General features: G+C 55.4%; 16 protein-coding genes, 1 tRNA gene and 1 pseudogene. 12 read left to right on the forward strand and 6 right to left on the reverse strand.

Annotation, left to right across the window (positions count from 1 at the left end):
* Window positions 1-61: 61 nt before the first annotated feature.
* The 4 genes from ACSC94_RS09230 (at window position 62) to ACSC94_RS09245 (ending at window position 3,516) form a co-directional block, all read left to right on the forward strand.
* A complete protein-coding gene (locus ACSC94_RS09230) occupies window positions 62-586 on the forward strand; it encodes a PAS domain-containing protein (RefSeq protein ID WP_435642168.1) in 525 nt (174 codons plus the stop codon).
* Window positions 561-1,871, forward strand: a complete 1,311-nt coding sequence (locus tag ACSC94_RS09235; RefSeq protein ID WP_435640548.1) for a methyl-accepting chemotaxis protein — start codon at window positions 561-563, stop codon at window positions 1,869-1,871. The genes ACSC94_RS09230 and ACSC94_RS09235 overlap by 26 nt, the downstream gene beginning before the upstream one ends.
* 224 nt (window positions 1,872-2,095) lie before the next feature.
* Entirely contained in the window at window positions 2,096-2,833 is a 738-nt protein-coding gene (gene fabG, locus ACSC94_RS09240) for a 3-oxoacyl-[acyl-carrier-protein] reductase (protein WP_435640549.1), read from the forward strand.
* The gene (locus ACSC94_RS09245; RefSeq protein WP_435640550.1) at window positions 2,833-3,516 is read left to right on the forward strand and encodes an HAD family hydrolase; all 684 of its coding nucleotides are present in this window, start codon (window positions 2,833-2,835) and stop codon (window positions 3,514-3,516) included. The genes fabG and ACSC94_RS09245 overlap by 1 nt, the downstream gene beginning before the upstream one ends.
* Before the next feature lie 34 nt (window positions 3,517-3,550).
* Here ACSC94_RS09245 and ACSC94_RS09250 read toward each other — a convergent pair whose 3' ends face one another.
* Together ACSC94_RS09250 and ACSC94_RS09255 are read right to left on the reverse strand one after the other, a co-directional pair.
* The gene (locus ACSC94_RS09250) at window positions 3,551-4,003 is read right to left on the reverse strand and encodes a hypothetical protein (protein ID WP_435640551.1); all 453 of its coding nucleotides are present in this window, start codon (window positions 4,001-4,003) and stop codon (window positions 3,551-3,553) included.
* A gap of 115 nt (window positions 4,004-4,118) precedes the next feature.
* Complete coding sequence (locus tag ACSC94_RS09255) at window positions 4,119-4,859, reverse strand: hypothetical protein (RefSeq protein WP_435640552.1); 741 nt, start codon at window positions 4,857-4,859, stop codon at window positions 4,119-4,121.
* Window positions 4,860-5,089: 230 nt separating this feature from the next.
* Here ACSC94_RS09255 and ACSC94_RS09260 point away from each other — a divergent pair, with 230 nt between their 5' ends.
* From ACSC94_RS09260 to mltG, 3 genes are all read left to right on the forward strand, one after another.
* The gene (locus ACSC94_RS09260) at window positions 5,090-5,329 is read left to right on the forward strand and encodes an acyl carrier protein (RefSeq protein WP_435640553.1); all 240 of its coding nucleotides are present in this window, start codon (window positions 5,090-5,092) and stop codon (window positions 5,327-5,329) included.
* Between the two features lie 113 nt (window positions 5,330-5,442).
* Window positions 5,443-6,714 carry a beta-ketoacyl-ACP synthase II gene (gene fabF, locus ACSC94_RS09265; protein WP_435640554.1) on the forward strand — a complete coding sequence of 424 codons (1,272 nt, stop codon included), beginning with the start codon at window positions 5,443-5,445 and terminating at the stop codon, window positions 6,712-6,714.
* An 11-nt stretch (window positions 6,715-6,725) separates the two neighbouring features.
* A complete protein-coding gene (mltG, locus tag ACSC94_RS09270) occupies window positions 6,726-7,763 on the forward strand; it encodes an endolytic transglycosylase MltG (RefSeq protein WP_435640555.1) in 1,038 nt (345 codons plus the stop codon).
* 148 nt (window positions 7,764-7,911) lie between these two features.
* On the opposite strand, the gene ACSC94_RS09275 is transcribed toward mltG, so the two are convergent.
* From ACSC94_RS09275 to ACSC94_RS09290, 4 genes are all read right to left on the reverse strand, one after another.
* Window positions 7,912-8,535, reverse strand: a complete 624-nt coding sequence (locus tag ACSC94_RS09275; protein ID WP_435640556.1) for a DUF3800 domain-containing protein — start codon at window positions 8,533-8,535, stop codon at window positions 7,912-7,914.
* Between the two features lie 97 nt (window positions 8,536-8,632).
* Window positions 8,633-8,707: transfer RNA gene (locus ACSC94_RS09280), tRNA-Gly, on the reverse strand.
* Window positions 8,708-8,821: 114 nt separating this feature from the next.
* Window positions 8,822-9,097, reverse strand: coding sequence for a hypothetical protein (locus ACSC94_RS09285; protein WP_014103847.1), 276 nt, complete (start codon window positions 9,095-9,097; stop codon window positions 8,822-8,824).
* 3 nt (window positions 9,098-9,100) lie between these two features.
* Window positions 9,101-9,355 (reverse strand): hypothetical protein, encoded by a 255-nt coding sequence (locus ACSC94_RS09290; RefSeq protein ID WP_435640557.1) that lies wholly within the window; start codon window positions 9,353-9,355, stop codon window positions 9,101-9,103.
* Window positions 9,356-9,491: 136 nt separating this feature from the next.
* Here ACSC94_RS09290 and ACSC94_RS09295 point away from each other — a divergent pair, with 136 nt between their 5' ends.
* From ACSC94_RS09295 to ACSC94_RS09315, 5 genes and pseudogenes are all read left to right on the forward strand, one after another.
* On the forward strand, window positions 9,492-10,040 hold the full coding sequence (locus tag ACSC94_RS09295) for a prolyl-tRNA synthetase associated domain-containing protein (protein ID WP_435640558.1): 549 nt from the start codon (window positions 9,492-9,494) through the stop codon (window positions 10,038-10,040).
* 5 nt (window positions 10,041-10,045) lie between these two features.
* On the forward strand, window positions 10,046-10,996 hold the full coding sequence (locus ACSC94_RS09300; protein WP_435640559.1) for a tetratricopeptide repeat protein: 951 nt from the start codon (window positions 10,046-10,048) through the stop codon (window positions 10,994-10,996).
* A 303-nt stretch (window positions 10,997-11,299) separates the two neighbouring features.
* Window positions 11,300-11,983 carry an LON peptidase substrate-binding domain-containing protein gene (locus ACSC94_RS09305; protein WP_435640560.1) on the forward strand — a complete coding sequence of 228 codons (684 nt, stop codon included), beginning with the start codon at window positions 11,300-11,302 and terminating at the stop codon, window positions 11,981-11,983.
* A 32-nt stretch (window positions 11,984-12,015) separates the two neighbouring features.
* Complete coding sequence (locus tag ACSC94_RS09310) at window positions 12,016-12,201, forward strand: Trm112 family protein (protein ID WP_435640561.1); 186 nt, start codon at window positions 12,016-12,018, stop codon at window positions 12,199-12,201.
* A 22-nt stretch (window positions 12,202-12,223) separates the two neighbouring features.
* Window positions 12,224-13,375, forward strand: a pseudogene (locus ACSC94_RS09315) (2-isopropylmalate synthase); the annotation flags it as partial.
* Between the last annotated feature and the right edge of the window lie 326 nt (window positions 13,376-13,701).

Genomic DNA, 13,701 nt, shown 5'->3' on the forward strand with positions numbered 1-13,701 from the left:
ACTGACAACCACCAGTGTCAAAAAGGTGGGCGTTCTGATCACTGCGTAATAGGGGGTTGCCCTGTCTGACCACCGGATCACACCGACGGGCATCGCCCGTCCTTGGGGCGATGAGGAAATCATCGTCAGTAAAACCGACATCAAGGGACGCATTATCTACGCCAATGATGTGTTCCAGCGTGTGTCGATCATGACGCCGGATCAATTGATCGGCAAACCCCACAACATCATCCGCCACCCGCATATGCCGCGGTGCATTTTCAAACTCTTCTGGGACACGCTGCAGGCGAACAAGGAAATTTTCGCCTATGTGCTGAACATGGCCAGCAACGGCGACCATTACTGGGTCTTTGCCCACGTTACGCCCAGCTATGACGATCATATGAACGTGGTTGGATACCATTCCAACCGCCGCAAACCCGATCCCGACAAAATCGCCAAGATCGAGCCGATTTATAAGACCCTGCTGGCGGAAGAGGCCAAACATGCCGGCCCGCGCGAAGCGCTGGAAGCATCAACAAAATTGCTGAATGAAACTCTGGCCAAGACGGGGATGCCGTATGATGAATTCATCTTCTCTCTCTAAGGCCTCAATGCTGGCCATTCTGTCCGGTGTATCCGGCTTTGCCGCACTCGGCCTGTTGATCGCGGAACAGGGTGTTCCGGTTTATGTACCCTATGCGCTGGCCGGGGCCAGCCTTCTCAGCATTGTCGGCACCGTGTTTTTCCAACGCAAAACCGCCGCCGCGCTGAACCAATACAGCACGGTTTTAAAAGACATCGCCAAGGGCAATTTTGAAACCCGGATCGTATCGGTCCGGGAACAGGGCGTATTGGGCCAAGTGGGCCACGACATTAACCATGTCGTCGACATCACCGACGCCTATATCCGCGAAGTCACCAATTCGATGCAAGCCGTCGGCGAAGGGCGGTATTACCGCCCGGTTCTGGAACGCGGCCTGCCCGGCATTTATCGCCGCAGCGCCAAGGCCGTGAACAATGTGGTCGCCGAAACCGAACGCCAGATCACGGCGTTCCGTGGATACGCGGACACGTTCGAAGGCAGCGTCAACGTGATTGTGCAAAGCGTATCCAGCGCCGCGAAAGACGTTGAATCCGCATCGGAACGCATGCTGGGCATTACCGAGGCCACCACAGACCGCGCCATTGATACATCCAGCGCCGCGAATATCGCCGCCGAAAGCACGCATATCGTCGCCGCCGCCGCCGAAGAACTCTCGGCCTCGATCAGCACGATCAATGCGAATGTATCCGAATCCTCCTCCATCGCGGTGCAGGCCGCCAGCGAAGCGGATAAAACCGATCGCCTGATCAACGCGTTGACCGAAGCGGCGAAAAATGTCGGCACGATTATCGAATTGATCAACAACATCGCCAGCCAGACCAATCTGCTGGCCCTGAACGCCACGATCGAAGCCGCGCGCGCGGGCGAAGCAGGCAAGGGGTTCGCCGTCGTCGCGCATGAGGTGAAAACGCTGGCCGAACAAACGGCCCGGGCCACCGACGACATCACCAAACAGATTGGCACGATGCAGGAATTGACGCATGAAGCCGCCAGCGCCATTCGCGGCATCGGCCAGACCATTCACCGCATCAACGATATTTCGTCCACCATCGCCCTCGGTATGGATGAGCAGAATATCGCCACACAGGAAATCGCCCGGTCGATCCAACAGGCCTCCCAAAGCACGGAAAACGTCACCAAAAACGTCAGCGACGTGCAGGGCATGGCCGCCGAGGGCAAGGAATCCTCCGCCCGCGTGCTGGATATTGCCAAGACCTTGTCCCGTGAATCCGACCGATTACAGGCGGACATCGCCGCCTTCCTGAAAACCGCACGGGCGATTTAATCGCCCCGCCCTCCACGCTGTCATCCCGAGCGCATGCGAGGGATCTTATCTTCACGTCCGCAAGAGGGTATCCCTCGTCGCTTCGCTCTGTCGGGATGACACCTCCCCCATAGCTTTATGCGAAGGGGATAGCGGGAATGACATCCTTAAAGCCCATCTATATTGACCCCCCCGCCCCAACCCCCTATTCTGCCCGTTCAATTTATTGAGGGAAGGATACGATCATGTTTAATCTTTCAGGCAAATGCGCTCTGGTGACCGGGGCCACAGGCGGAATTGGCGGGGCCGTGGCCCGCGCGATGCATGCCCAAGGGGCCACCGTCGGCATTTCCGGCCGGAACGAAGCCAAGCTGGCCGAACTGGCCGCCGAATTGAAAGACCGCGTCCATGTCCTGCCCGCCGATCTGGGGGCCGAGGGTGGCGTGGATGCGCTGGTGAAAGCCGCCGAAGCCGCCATGGGCCAGATTGATATTCTGGTCAACAATGCCGGCCTGACCCGCGACAATTTGTCGCTGCGCATGAAACCGGAAGAATGGGACGAAGTGATCGCCGTCAACATGACCGCGACCTTCCGTCTGGCGCAGGCCGTTCAGCGCGGCATGATGAAGCGCCGCCATGGCCGTATTATCAACGTCGCCTCCGTCGTTGGCGTGATGGGCAACCCCGGCCAATGCAATTACGTTGCATCCAAAGCGGGCATGATCGGCTGGTCCAAAGCGATGGCGCAGGAAATCGCCAGCCGCAACATCACCATCAACTGCATCGCGCCGGGCTTTATCGCCACGGCCATGACCGATGCACTGAACGATGACCAGAAAGCCACGATCAACGCGAAAATTCCGATGGGCCGCATGGGCGCATCCGAAGACATCGCATCGGCCGCCGTGTTTTTGGCCAGCGATGAAGCCGCATATGTCACCGGTCAGACCATTCACGTGAATGGCGGCATGGTGATGATTTAATGGCCGCGTACGATCTGGTTATCTTTGATTGCGACGGCACGCTGGTCGACAGCGAAATCGCCAATAACGCCGCATTTTGCGACGAATTGGCGACGGAGGGGTTGACGCAATATACGCTGGATTACGCGCTGGCCCATTTCGTCGGGTCGTCGGTGCCGACATTGATGAAACAGATCGCGGAGGAAACGGGGCATGTTTTCCCCGCCGATTTCCGTGATCGTTATATCGACAATGTCAGCCGCCGCATTCCAACGGATATGCAGGCCATTCCCCACGCCTATGAAACAATCGCGGCGATTGCCAATATCATGCCCGTCTGTGTCGCATCAAACGGGGAACGCCAGAACGTGCTTGATTGCCTGGCCGCCATCAACACGATGGGCCCGTTTTTCACTGAAAAAACCGTCTTTACCAAGGATCAGGTGGCCACACCCAAACCGGCCCCGGATTTGTTTCTGTATGCCGCTTCCCAGATGGGCAATGTTGCGCCGGAACGCTGTCTAGTGATTGAGGATTCGAAATTCGGCGCCAGGGCGGGCGTTGCCGCCGGGATGGATGTTCTGGGCTTTACCGGATCATCACACGACAAGGCCGAACGCGCCGCAGAATTATCCGCCGAACGGGTCATCGCCGTGATTGATGATTTACGCGATATTTTGAATTATCTGCAGGATCAGGAATAAACAAAAGGCCCCGGATTGGGGCCTTTTTTATGCGTTACGGCTTCGGCCAGACCTGTGCGCCCGTGGCGCGGTCAAAGACCACATCATTGGCCTGCGCCACATGGACCATGCCGGCGCCGTTGAAGATATTCATATCATCGGGATTGGCATTGGGATAAAGCTGCATAAACGGAACATCACCACCCTTTTGGCACACCATCATGTCACGGTTGGCCTTCACATATCCGAAATGCGTCTTTGCAGAGAAGTTCACCGGGCCGCTGGTGCATTCAACGCCATCAAACGTCACGCTCTTGGCTTCATGGGTCTGGTACCATGCCACCCGTTTATCGGCACGCATGATACGGAACAATTCTTTCGTGCTGATGTTTTGGGACAACTGCACCGTCATTTCCGTCACCGGATCAAAATCCCCGTGCGAGTTGGCCGTGTCATTAAAATGGGTGGTGAGATAGACAAAAGTTCTGCCTGTGAGCTTGGCGGCCATAATAATCGTCCTTTAATATGAATTATCGCCGCCGACCTTAGCACCCGTACCCCAGCGCTCAAATATAAAAAGGGCCCCAACCGGGACCCTTTTTAAAATTCTGTGGTCGTAACGATTACATCGCCAGAGCGAAAACCGGGCGGTTGACCATGACTGGAGAGCCGGGCTTCGGCATATCCAGTTTCAAATCGCCATTCGCAGCCGGGCCGAAATCCAGTTGGGTTTTCGACAGTTTCGGCGCGTTGTCTTCGATCACCTTGGCGCCGCGTTTCAGCAGTTCTTCCGTGCCTTTATCAGACGCCACGAAACCACCGATCGCACCAGCCAGACCCGGAGATGCGGCATACCCATCGGTATCACCATGGAACAGGTCCAGACGACGCAGGTTTTCCTGCAGATCCTCGATCTCGTATTTCTTCAGCGACTCAACTGTGATGCCGTTGGCGGACATATACGCCAGTGTGTTGCGCACATTCGCGGCCACTTCCTGACGGGAGGCTTCACCGGGGTTCAGCTCCAGATCCTTGAAACGACGGCCCAGACCCTCGGACTGCATTTTCGTCTGCGTCCAGGCTTGCGCCGAGAAGGTCATCAGATGCGGGTTGTTGAACATGCTTTTCAGCAGGTTTTCACCGTCCATGGCGCGATATTGGCCTTCGACGGTTTGGAATTCAGATCCGGTGCGGGCCTTGTCCAGCGCTTCGCCCTTATCGGCCAGCGCGCGGGTCGCAACAGATGCGTTATTGAGAAGGGAGCGTTTTTGCGCACTGGTCAGCGCGCCACCTTCACCACCGGCGCGCACTGTGCTGCCCATGGAGAAATTGCCGCCTGCCGTTGCTTGATCACGTTTGCTCATGCCGTACACCCTTATATAGAACGTTTCGTTCCTTGATTATGCGCCATATTAACCAAATTCCGGCATTCTTGTCTACAAATATTCTTTAACGCACTGTTTTATAAGCGTTTTTGTATTTTCCAGAATGTTAATTCAGGTCCGCGCATATAAATTGTTGATTTCGGCGAAGAGGATCACTACAGTCCCCCCCGAACTGACTTTAACTGAAACAACAATATAGGTAATAAGCGATGAGTGACATTGCTGAGCGCGTGAAGAAAATTGTAATCGATCATTTGGGCGTCGACGAAGCCAAAGTGGTTGAAGCAGCAAGCTTCATTGACGATCTGGGCGCAGACTCCCTCGACACTGTTGAGCTGGTCATGGCCTTCGAAGAAGAATTCAGCGTTGAAATCCCGGACGACGCCGCCGAGAAAATTCAAACGGTTGGTGACGCGGTGAGCTTCATCAAGGAAAACTCCGCTGCCTAATTTCAAAGGCATGGTGTTTTCAACGCTATAAAGTTAAAGTCGCAGTCCCTTTTCATTAAAGGACTGCGCTTTTCTTTTCTGCTGATATGATATTCTGCATAAAGAGGTTCGAAATGAGACGAGTTGTCGTAACAGGTATGGGCATGGTCTCCCCGCTGGGCGTGGGGGTCAAACGCAATTGGGACCGCCTCACAAACAGTGAGAGTGGGATTCGCCGCATCGAGAAAATGGATGCATCCGATCTGGCCTCGCAAATTGCGGGCGAAGTTCCGGTGACCACCGATGAAAACCCGACCGACGGCGCGTTTAACGCCAATCTGTTCGTTCCGGTGAAGGAACAGAAGAAGATGGATACATTTATCATGTACGCCATCGCCGCAGCGGAAGAAGCCCTGAACGATGCCGACTGGCACCCGACCGCGGACGAAGACCAATACCGCACCGGCGTGATGATCGGGTCCGGCATTGGCGGTCTGCAATCCATTTATGAAACATCCACGACGCTGGCCGAAAAGGGCCCGCGCCGTCTGTCCCCGTTCTCGGTTCCCGCCATGTTGATCAATCTGGCCTCGGGCCATGTTTCGATCATGCACGGGCTGAAGGGGCCGAACCATTCCGTGGTCACCGCTTGCGCATCCGGTACGCACGCCATTGGCGATGCCGCCCGGCTGATTATGTGGGGCGATGCCGATGTGATGGTCGCCGGTGGCGCCGAAGCGGGCGTGAACCGTCTGGGCGTGGCCAGCTTTGCCGCTGCGCGCGCTTTGTCCACGGGCTATAACGACAATCCGACCGCCGCATCCCGTCCGTTTGACGAAGGCCGCGATGGCTTCGTCATCGCCGAAGGCGCGGGTATCGTCGTTCTGGAAGAATACGAGCACGCGAAAAAACGCGGCGCGAAAATCTATGGCGAAATCATCGGCTATGGCATGTCGGGCGATGCGTACCACATCACATCCCCGGCGGAAAACGGCGATGGCGGTTTCCGCGCGATGCAGGCGGCCCTGAAGCGCGCCGAACTGAACCCCGGTGATATTGATTACATCAACGCCCACGGCACATCGACGCCGCTGGGGGATGGTCTGGAATGCACGGCGGTGAAACGCCTGTTCGGCAACCATCTGGACACAATATCCATGTCATCCACCAAATCGGCCATTGGCCATTTGTTGGGCGCGGCGGGCGCGGTTGAGGCCATTTACGCGATCAAGGCCATTCAAACCGGCATTGTTCCACCGACGCTGAACCTCGACAATGTGTCCGAGCAGTGTCTGGGTCTGGATCTGGTGCCGAAAGTGGCGAAGGAGAAGAAGGTCCGCACGGCCCTGTCCAACTCCTTCGGCTTTGGCGGCACCAATGCCAGCCTGATCATCCGGTCCGTGTAACAGGCGACAGGATGGCGGAACCCAGCAAGTTTCAAAACGGCTTCGTTCAATTTTTTCTCGGCGCGCTGGTTCTGGGGACTACACTCTGTGTGGTCGGCGGGACTGGCGCGTTTGTTTATGGATGGAACGGCTGGAACAAGGCCGGGCCGCTGCAAACCGAAACGTCCATCATCATCCCGCGCGGATCGGGCGTCAGCACGATTGCCGCCACGCTGGAAGATCAGGGCGTCATCACCGATGCCAACCTGTTCAGAATCATGGCCCGCATCACCGGGCACCACACCAATTTAAAAGCTGGCGAATACACCTTTACGCCGCAAATATCGATGCGCAGCGTGGTCGATAAAATCGAACGCGGCGATGTCGTGCAACGCCGCGTCACCGTGCCCGAAGGGCTGACCAGCCACCAGATCGTGAAGATCGTGAACGGGGCCGAAGGGTTATCCGGCACCATCACCACGATCCCGGCGGAAGGATCCTTGCTGCCGGAAACATACAGTTTCCTGAAAGACCAGGACCGCGCCGAAATCATCACCCAGATGCAAACCGCGATGACAGAGGCCATCACCCAGATGTGGCCGACACGCGACCCCGGCCTGCCCTTTGACACGATTGAACAGGCCGTGACATTGGCCAGCATCGTTGAAAAAGAAACCGGCGTGGGCGAAGAACGCAAACGCGTGGCCGGTGTGTTTATCAACCGCCTGCGCCAAGGCATCCCGCTGCAATCCGACCCGACCGTGATTTATGCGATCACCAAGGGCGATATGAAGGATGACGGCATGGGCCCGCTGGGCCGCCGCCTGTTGCGCAAGGATCTGACCGATACGGATTCACCGTACAACACGTACAAATATCCCGGCCTGCCCCCCGGCCCGATCGCCAACCCCGGCAGAGCCTCCATCGACGCCGTCCTGCACCCGGAACAGCACAATTACATCTATTTCGTCGCCGACGGCGAAGGCGGCCACGTCTTCGCCCGCACATTGGCCGAGCATCAGAATAACGTGAATGAATGGCGGAAGATTCGGAAGGCCCAAGAGGAATAGGCTCTTTCCATTGAAAATAAACGATTTTTCAAAGTTGTTGAGATTTTCACAACAACAATCTATAATAATCATACAAAGTGCCTCTGCATCCTAACGGCTCCGTATGGAGTACCAGCTTCTATCTGAAGCAAGGTTGCAGGGGCTTTTTTTATTGAAATTCCCAGATATTCACAATGCGGTGCCCGATGAGGACACGATACTGTTCGGCATTCAGCTTGTCCGCGCGATTGTAACTGTATGCCACCGCGCCACAGACCATATCGGCCAGTTGAATCAGAACATCATTTTTGGAGTTGGCGAATTTGAGCTTGTTCAGCATGCCTTTTTTACCCTGACGCAGATAAGATTGTAGCGCTTTTTTGAAGACAGCACTCTTTTCGCCATCAATTTTCACATTCGCGTTTTGAATTGGATTCTTTGTCAAAAGTTGCTTCAAAATAAAATTGTAAAAGTTTTTGGTATTGGATCGCAGGTGCGGACTGTAAATTTTCTTTTTGTCGATCACCAGGCAGAACACTTGAAATTGACAGCTTTGTGCATTCAGTGCGTTGAAAAATCCATGGCGAACGCGGTGGCTGCATTGGGAAAAATGAAATTCGGTTTTATGACCCAGAACACCATAAAGCTCATTTATCACGGTTGCGGTGTGTTCAGCATCGGGAGATCGTCCATCTTGATCAAGGTGAGGAAAGACGACCATGGCCATTACAAAGAAACGAGATGACCCTTCCTTGAATCCGGTGTCACCGCTCTCATCAATCAAAACCAGCATTTTTATATCTCTAAAAAAATGAACATATTAGAATAATAACCAACAAAAAAGCGGCCCGCAAAGGAGCCGCTTTTTTGTTAGCTTTTTGGAAGGTCCATGGAGCGGGCGACGCGATTCGAACGCGCGACCCTAACCTTGGCAAGGTTATGCTCTACCCCTGAGCTACGCCCGCATTTCATGGCTTCAACAGACGCGGAATATACCCATGAATCCGGCGATTGCAAGTGGAAAATAGGGAAAGTGGTATAAAAGTTATACCAGATTGACTGATAATTATGACAACTGATTAAAGCCCGATCTGGACCAGCGGAACGTCGTAGCCGTACAGCTTCCGGCCCGGCGAATGATCGACGATCATGACGTTGGGGCTGTTTTCGACCGTGTTGGCGCACACATCGGAGAGTTCATAGTGCATCAGGTCGCCTTCGTGGTCGGCGTCGTAGACCAGCATCATCAGGCGCTGGTCCCGGTAATATTCGATCCGGCGGATTTCATGCGGGAAATGTGAATCGCACATGACGACCAATCCCCCATCCGGCAATTTACCCAGTTCAACATTCATGGATTACATGGCCCCCGGTGTATTATTGGAGGGGCCGCTATTGCCCAGAATCTGGGTCCAGCCTTGTTCCTGTGTTTGTTCTGCTGCCGGGGCGCTGGCCTCCGGTGTTTTCGGCGCGGCCTGATCCAGACCGTTTTCACGGGTGAAATTGGCGATGACGCCCGCGCCTTGCGTTCCGGCCAACGTCTGCAGGGATTGCATCCCGGCCAGACGGGCCATCAATTCGGGGCCTTCGTAACGCGATAACGGTGCGCTCATAATCTTGGTCTCTCCCTATACTCACACCCCCTCTTTATACGCAAAAAGCCTTACCACCCGCTTTATTTTCCTTAAAATTTTATCTATTTCGGGCAAAACGCTTGAAAAACAGCATTTTTGACTGATATGAAACCCCATGGACACAGCACAAAACCTGCAGCACCACACCGATTTACCCACCACGCCCGACGCTTTGTTCAAGCGGCTGGACGATCTGGGCATCATCTACACGACGTGGCACCACCCGGCGTTCTTCACTGTGGAGGAAGGGCTGGAGTTTGAAAAAGATATTCCCGGCCTGCATTGCCGCAATCTGTTCGTGCGCGATAAACGCGAAACCATGTTTCTGGTCTCTGCTGCCAATGAAACCAAAATTGATTTGAAGAAACTCTCGGCCCTGCTGGAGTGCGGACGGTTGTCATTCGGGTCGCCGGAGCGTTTGTGGGCCAATCTGGGTGTGCGGCCGGGATCGGTGTGCCCATACGCCATTATCAATGATACGGCCCGCGCCGTGACCATGGTGCTGGATGATACGATCATGCGGTCCACCACCGTCAATTTCCACCCGATGGTCAACACCATGACCATTGGCGTTGCGCCCCAAGACCTTGTACGCTTCATCGAATCAACCGGGCATACGCCGCTGATCCTTGACCTCAGCGCTACCGCTCCTGAAGGAGAATAAAGACAATGTTATTCGGCAGTTCCAAAGACGCGCAAAAAAATGACGCAGCTACAGCTGCCGCACCAGACGCCATTTTCGATGTCGGCACCGAAGATTTCGAAGCCAACGTCATGCGCGCATCGATGGACACGCCGATCATCGTCGATTTCTGGGCCCCATGGTGCGGCCCGTGCAAACAACTGGGCCCCGCATTGGAACAGGCCGTCACCGCGACCAAAGGCGTGGTGCGCATGGCCAAGGTGAATATCGACGAACACCCGGAATTGGCGCAGGCGATGCGCGTGCAATCCGTCCCGACCGTGTTTGCATTTTTCGGCGGGCAGCCGATCACCGGATTCACCGGTAATCGCCCGGCCAGCGATTTGAAAAAATTGATGGACCAATTGGTACAACTGGCCCGCGAAAGCAAACCGGACGCCGTGAATATTCCCGAAATGCTGGACGCCGCCAATCAGGCGCTGGCCGATAACAACCCAACGCAGGCGCAGGTTTTATATTCCACCGTGTTGGAAGAAGATGAAAACAATGTCGCCGCCTTTGTCGGGTTGGTCCGCGCGTTCATCGCCGATGGTGATGTCGACACCGCCGCCGGAATGATTGAAAACGCACCGGACACAATCGCCAAAAATTCACAATTTTCCGCCGCCATCACCGCCGTTGAATTGGCGCAACAGGCCGTACAGGCCGGGCCGGATAACGGCACCAGCGATCTGGCCAACAGTGTTGCGCGCGAACCCGATAATCACGCCGCACGGTTTGATTACGCCATGGCGTTGTTTGCCGCAGGCCAGCGGGAAGAGGCCATGAATCAATTGCTGGACATCATCCGCCGCGATCGCACATGGGAAGATGAAAAGGCCCGCAAGCAATTGCTGCAATTCTTTGACGCCATCGGTCCGGCGGACAAGAGCGTGGGCACCGCCCGCCGCCAATTGTCATCGATTTTGTTTTCGTGAGTGCCTACAGGCCCTCACCCCCGCCCCCTCTCCCAGAGGGAGAGGGGAGAAGACTCGATCTGAACAATTCCCTCTCCCCCTGGGAGAGGGTTAGGGTGAGGGCCTTTCTCCATCATGAAAACCCCCGCATTTCCGCCCTTTTCCCGCCGCGATGCACCATAAAATTATAATAAAATGTCGTAACACGGGCTTTTTCTTGTAACAATAATGCCTATATGATTAACACTGTATCGCGTTGATCGGGATGAATCGGGCGCGGCGCGGTATACGTGCGTAATCTCTTTAAATAAACGGCTCGGGGCGATGGGTAGTGACTTGCCACCAGAATTGGACGATTTGCCGGCGGAAATCCCTGTATTTCCGCTGAGCGGCGTTTTATTGCTGCCGCATGGCCAATTGCCCCTCAACATTTTTGAACCCCGCTATCTCAGCATGGTTGAAGATGCGCTGAAATCCCACCGCATCATCGGCATGATTCAACCGCGCGGCGCCGACAATGCCCACCCGGCTTTGTTTGAAACCGGATGCGCGGGCCGCATTGTCAATTTCAGCGAAACCAATGATGGCCGTTATCTGGTCACACTGCGGGGTGTGGCGCGCTTCCGCGTGAGATCCGAACTGGATCAGGGCCGCAACGGCTATCGCCGCGTGCGCGCCGATTGGGCCGATTTTTCCAGCGATCTGGAAACCGTGAGCTGCCTGAACCTCGACCGCCCGCGTCTGCGCGGTTTGTTGGAAAGCTATTTTGAACTGCACGGCTTGTCTTGTGACTGGAACGCGGTTGAAAGCGCGACGGATAACAAGCTGATCACCTGCCTGTCCATGATCTGCCCGCTGGATGCCGGGGAGAAACAGGCTTTGCTGGAAGCCGCCTGCTGCAAAGCCCGGGCGGATTTGTTTATGACCATTCTGGATATGGCGGTGCGGCAATCCGGTGCATTGCACACAAGCTGCTGCCACGGGTCTGATTCCTCACTCTGCCATTGATCCCCCCCGCGTCACCGGGGTATAAACCCCACATGACACATGCACACAATATCGATCCGAAATTGCTGGAAATCCTGGTCTGTCCGCTGACCAAGGTGCCGTTGCGTTATGACGCGCAGGCGCAGGAATTGATTTCCGATCAGGCCAAGCTGGCCTATCCCATCCGCGACGGCATTCCGATCATGCTGGTCGAAGATGCGCGCAAGATTGAAGATTAAGATTGATGAGTAACAAAAAAGGATGACGACCATGGACCGCGTTATAATTTTCGACACGACCTTGCGCGACGGCGAACAATCACCGGGTTGTTCCATGAACCATGATGAAAAATTACGCATGGCCGCGTTGCTGGACCAGATGGGCGTGGACGTGATTGAAGCGGGTTTCCCGATTGCCAGCAAGGGCGATTGGGAAGCGGTGAAGGCCATTGCCGGAACCGTGAAGAACGCGACCGTGGCGGGATTGTGCCGCGCCAAGCGCGGTGACATCGAATCCGCCGCCGAAGCCTTGGCCCCGGCGAAAAGCCGCCGCATCCACACCTTCCTGTCCACATCACCACTGCACATGAAACATAAATTGCAGATGGAACCGGAAGCGGTTTTGGATGCCATTCGTGAAAGTGTTACGCTGGCCCGCCAATTCACCGACGATGTTGAATGGTCCGCCGAAGATGGCAGCCGCACCGAAAATGATTTCCTGTGCCGCGCCGTTGAAACGGCGATTGCCGCTGGCGCAACAACGATCAATATTCCCGATACGGTGGGCTATGCCCTGCCTGCGGATTATGCGGCGAAATTTACATTGTTGCTGAACAAGGTGCCGAATATCGACAAGGCCATTTTGTCCGTTCACTGCCACAACGATCTGGGGCTGGCCGTGGCCAACTCACTCGCCGGTATTGCAGCGGGCGCGCGCCAGATTGAATGCACGATCAACGGCATCGGCGAACGCGCCGGCAATGCCGCATTGGAAGAAATCGTGATGGCGATGCGCACACGCGCCGATTCATTGCCGTATAAGAACAATATTGATACGACGATGATTACCAAGTTGTCGCACGCTTTGTCCGACATCACCGGGTTTTCGGTGCAGCCGAACAAGGCCATTGTCGGCGCCAATGCGTTCGCGCATGAAAGCGGCATCCATCAGGACGGCATGCTGAAAAACGCGCAGACCTATGAAATCATGACGCCGGAATCGGTGGGGTTGAATAAATCGGAACTGGTGCTGGGCAAACATTCCGGCCGCCACGCCTTCCGCGCCCGGTTGGAACAATTGGGATTTGATCTGGGCGACAACGCGTTGCAGGACGCGTTCGTGCGTTTCAAGGATCTGGCCGACCAGAAGAAGAGCGTGAATGACGATGACCTGATCGCGCTGGTGGGGCAGGATGCGCCCCGGGTCGAGGTTGGGCCGTAAGGTCCCTCTCCCCCAACCCCTCTCCCAGAGGGAGAGGGGAGCAGAGACAGCCCGAACAATCCCCTCTCCCCTTGGGAGAGGGTTAGGGAGAGGGCCTTAACTTGGGAAAACACCGGAACCGCAAAGCCCCATAAAAAAAACCGCCGCCCCGGATCGGGGGCGGCGTTTCTTTTTAGATCTCCCATTTACGGAAGTTTTTTTCCCTGTTCATTTGTCTCGCCGGTTAAGGCCTAATAAAGTTACAATTAAGACGGATGGATTGTCAAAAAATTGCGCGGAACTTATCCACAGAAAGCGCG

The sequence above is a fragment of the Micavibrio aeruginosavorus genome (assembly GCF_051245535.1).
In the GTDB taxonomy this organism is placed as follows: Bacteria; Pseudomonadota; Alphaproteobacteria; order Micavibrionales; family Micavibrionaceae; genus Micavibrio; species Micavibrio aeruginosavorus_D.

Excerpts from the sequence above, each read along its gene's own strand:
- ACSC94_RS09235 (WP_435640548.1), top strand. The coding sequence starts at position 561 with ATGATGAATTCATCTTCTCTCTCTAAGGCCTCAATGCTGGCCATTCTG.
- fabG (WP_435640549.1), top strand. The coding sequence starts at position 2,096 with ATGTTTAATCTTTCAGGCAAATGCGCTCTGGTGACCGGGGCCACAGGC.
- ACSC94_RS09245 (WP_435640550.1), top strand. The coding sequence starts at position 2,833 with ATGGCCGCGTACGATCTGGTTATCTTTGATTGCGACGGCACGCTGGTC.
- ACSC94_RS09250 (WP_435640551.1), bottom strand. The coding sequence starts at position 4,003 with ATGGCCGCCAAGCTCACAGGCAGAACTTTTGTCTATCTCACCACCCAT.
- ACSC94_RS09255 (WP_435640552.1), bottom strand. The coding sequence starts at position 4,859 with ATGAGCAAACGTGATCAAGCAACGGCAGGCGGCAATTTCTCCATGGGC.
- ACSC94_RS09260 (WP_435640553.1), top strand. The coding sequence starts at position 5,090 with ATGAGTGACATTGCTGAGCGCGTGAAGAAAATTGTAATCGATCATTTG.
- fabF (WP_435640554.1), top strand. The coding sequence starts at position 5,443 with ATGAGACGAGTTGTCGTAACAGGTATGGGCATGGTCTCCCCGCTGGGC.
- mltG (WP_435640555.1), top strand. The coding sequence starts at position 6,726 with ATGGCGGAACCCAGCAAGTTTCAAAACGGCTTCGTTCAATTTTTTCTC.
- ACSC94_RS09275 (WP_435640556.1), bottom strand. The coding sequence starts at position 8,535 with ATGCTGGTTTTGATTGATGAGAGCGGTGACACCGGATTCAAGGAAGGG.
- ACSC94_RS09285 (WP_014103847.1), bottom strand. The coding sequence starts at position 9,097 with ATGAATGTTGAACTGGGTAAATTGCCGGATGGGGGATTGGTCGTCATG.
- ACSC94_RS09290 (WP_435640557.1), bottom strand. The coding sequence starts at position 9,355 with ATGAGCGCACCGTTATCGCGTTACGAAGGCCCCGAATTGATGGCCCGT.
- ACSC94_RS09295 (WP_435640558.1), top strand. The coding sequence starts at position 9,492 with ATGGACACAGCACAAAACCTGCAGCACCACACCGATTTACCCACCACG.
- ACSC94_RS09300 (WP_435640559.1), top strand. The coding sequence starts at position 10,046 with ATGTTATTCGGCAGTTCCAAAGACGCGCAAAAAAATGACGCAGCTACA.
- ACSC94_RS09305 (WP_435640560.1), top strand. The coding sequence starts at position 11,300 with ATGGGTAGTGACTTGCCACCAGAATTGGACGATTTGCCGGCGGAAATC.
- ACSC94_RS09310 (WP_435640561.1), top strand. The coding sequence starts at position 12,016 with ATGACACATGCACACAATATCGATCCGAAATTGCTGGAAATCCTGGTC.